Origin of the sequence: Streptomyces mesophilus, assembly GCF_011044995.1 — a bacterium.
Taxonomy (GTDB): Bacteria; Actinomycetota; Actinomycetes; order Streptomycetales; family Streptomycetaceae; genus Streptomyces; species Streptomyces mesophilus.
The window spans coordinates 1-3,164 of sequence record NZ_JAAKZW010000409.1; the positions used below are offsets into that span (position 1 = coordinate 1).

Consider the following 3,164-nt stretch of genomic DNA (forward strand, 5'->3'; position numbering starts at 1 on the left):
CTCCACCTGCCGCGCCCCGGCCTGCCCCCGAAGCTGCCACGACAGCTCGGCGACCTGGGCGAGGCCGGTCGCGCCCAGTGGGTGGCCCTTGGAGATCAGGCCGCCCGAGGGGTTCACGACCCACTTGCCGCCGTACGTCGTCGCGCCCGACTCGACGAGCTTTCCGGACTCCCCGTCCGCGCACATCCCGAGCGCCTCGTACGTCAGAAGCTCGTTGATCGAGAAGCAGTCGTGCAGCTCGATCACGTCGACGTCCTCGATGCCGAGCCCGGCCTGCTCGAAGACCTGGCGACCGGCCGCAGCCGACATCGGCTTGCCCACGACGTCGATGCACGAGCCGGACGCGAAGGACTCCTCGGTGTCCGTCGTCATGCTCTGCGCGACGATCTCGACGGCCCGGTCCTCCAGACCGTGCCGCTCGACGAACCGCTCCGAGACGACTACGGCCGCCGCGGACCCGTCCGAGGTGGGCGAGCACTGGAGCTTGGTCAGCGGGCGGTGGATGGTCTTGGCGGCGAGGATCTCGTCGACGGTGTAGACGTCCTGGAACTGGGCATACGGATTGTTCGCCGAGTGCTTGTGGTTCTTGGCGCCGACCGCCGCGAGCTGCGCCTCGGTCGTCCCGTACAGCTCCATGTGCTCACGTGCCGCGTCGCCGAAGATCTGCGCCGTGGGCGGGGACATCTCGAAGCCGTGCTTGGCGGCCATGATCCCGTAGTGGCGTGCGACGGGCGAGGTCTTGAAGTCACCGCCATCGGCACCCCCACCCAGCGCGCCCTTCTTCATCTTCTCGAAGCCGAGTGCGAGCACACAGTCGTTGAGCCCGCCGGCCACGAACTGCCGGGCCATCATCAGCGCGGTCGACGCGGTCGCGCAGTTGTTGTTGACGTTGTAGACCGGGACGCCGGAGAGCCCTATCTCGTACGCGGCCCGCTGCCCGGCCGTGGAGGCCTGGAAGCAGTAGCCGACCGGGACCTGCTCGACGAGGTCGTACGAGATCCCGGCGTCCTCGAGGGCCTTGGTACCGGCCTCCTTGGCCATGTCCCAGTACTGCCAGTCCCGGCTCTCGGGCTTCTCGAACTTCGTCATGCCTACGCCGACGATGTACGTCTTCATCTTGGTGTGGCCTTTCAGTCCCTGGGCAGGCCGAGAATGCGCTCGGCGACGACATTGAGCTGGACCTGGGTGGTGCCGCCCGCAATGGTCAGACAGCGGGACATGAGGAAGGAGTGGACGGCCCGTTCGCCCGGACCTTCGCGCAACGCGCCTGCCGGGCCGAGCAGTTCGAGCCCGAGCTCGGCGACTTTCTGCTGGTGAGGAGTCTGGACGAGCTTGCGTATGGAGGCTCCCGCGCCGGGTTCGAGCCCCGACACCTGCTGCAGCGTGGTCCGCAGCCCGATGCAGGCGAGCGCGTGCGCCTCGGCCGCGAGAGCGCCGATCCGCGCCCGGGTCGCGTTGTCGAGGTCGGCGGCCCGGGCGATGAGCTTCTCGAGACCGGTGTCGAAGGTCATCTGGTCGGCCATGTGCACCCGCTCGTTGCCGAGCGTGTTGCGCGCGACCTTCCAGCCGCCGTCGATCTCCCCGACCACCGCGTCCGGCGGCAGCACCACATCGTCGAAGTAGACCTCGTTGAACATGGCCTCCCCGGTGATCTCCTTCAGCGGCCGGATATCGATGCCCGGGGTGTTCTTCATGTCGATGACGAAGTACGTGAGCCCCTTGTGCTTGGGAGCCTCCGGATTCGTCCGGGCGAGCAGGATCCCGTAGTCCGCCCACTGCGCCGAACTCGTCCACACCTTCTGCCCGTTGACCTTCCAGCCCTCGTCCACCCGCTCGGCCCTGGTCCTGAGCGAGGCGAGATCGGAGCCGGCGCCGGGCTCGCTGAACAGCTGGCACCACAGGAGGTCGCCGCGCAGCGTCGGTGCGAGGTAGCGGTCCTGCTGCTCCTGCGTTCCGTACGCGATCAGCGAGGGCACCACCCAGGTCGCGATCCCCAGATCGGCCACCTTCACCCCGGCGGCCTTGAGCTCCTGCTGTACGGCGAGCTGCTGCACGGGCCCGGCCCCGAGGCCGTAGGGCTTCGGCAGATACGGCGCCGTATAGCCGGTCGGCGCAAGCTCCCGCCGTACAGCCTTCGGATCGAGACCGCGTACGGGATCGATGACTTCACGGGCCGCCGCCCTGAACTCCTGTGCCTCAGCCGGGAGTTCGAGCCGCAGCTCCCGCCTCGCCCCGCCCTCCGCGAGCCGTACGGCCCGCAGCCGGTGCGCGTCCCCCGCGCCGAACAGCTGCCGCGCGACCAACGCCCGCCGCAGATACAGATGGGCGTCGTGCTCCCAGGTGAACCCGATGCCGCCGAGCACCTGAATACAGTCCTTGGCGCACGCGTACGCGGCATCGAGCGCGACGGACACGGCCAGCGCGCCCGCCAACTCCCGTACGTCCGCGGCCTCTTCACCGGCCGCCCGCGCCGCGTCCCACACCAGCGCCCGGGCCTGCTCGACCCGCACCAGCATGTCGGCGCACAGATGCTTGATCCCCTGGAACTGCCCGATCGGCCGCCCGAACTGCTCACGCACCTTGGCGTACTCGGCCGCCGTCGAAAGCGCCCACGCCGCGGTCCCGCACGCGTCGGCCGCGAACACCACCGCCGCGAGATCCCGTACGACCCCGGAGTCCGCGCCGATCAGCCGGCCCCGCGCCCCCGCGGCCCTGACCTCTGCGGTCGGCCGCGTCGGATCGGCGCTCTCCTGCGGCCGTACGACGAGATCGGCGGCGTCCACGGCGAACCACCGCACACCCTCCGCGCCCTGCGCGGCCAGCAGCACCAGATCCGCCTCGCCCCCGCTGAGCACGGGCGGCGCCTCGCCGTCGAGCAGATACCCGTCGCCGTCCCGTACGAAGGTGAGGGTCCCGGCCGTCAGCGCGACCGCCCCGATCCGCTCACCCCCGGCCAGCGCGGCCGTCAGCTCGCGCTCACCGGCACGCTCCAGCACCGCCGAGGCAAGGGAGTTGGCGAGGAAAGGCCCGGGCAGCGCGCCCCTGGCGGCCTCCTCCACGACGACGGCCAGATCGACGAGATCGCCGCCCCCGCCCCCGTACTCCTCCGGCAGATGCACTCCGAGCAGCCCCTGCTCGGAGTGCATCTGCCGGAGGAGTACGGG

2 protein-coding genes are annotated in these 3,164 nt (G+C 70.3%); both read right to left on the minus strand.

What is annotated here, in order from left to right; translation table 11 throughout:
• Window positions 1–1,116: thiolase C-terminal domain-containing protein (locus G6045_RS40005; protein WP_165337159.1), on the minus strand; the 1,116-nt coding region annotated here is incomplete at its 3' end.
• A gap of 14 nt (window positions 1,117–1,130) precedes the next feature.
• Window positions 1,131–3,164, minus strand: a 2,034-nt coding sequence (locus G6045_RS40010; protein WP_165337160.1) for an acyl-CoA dehydrogenase, incomplete at its 5' end; no start/stop codon positions are given.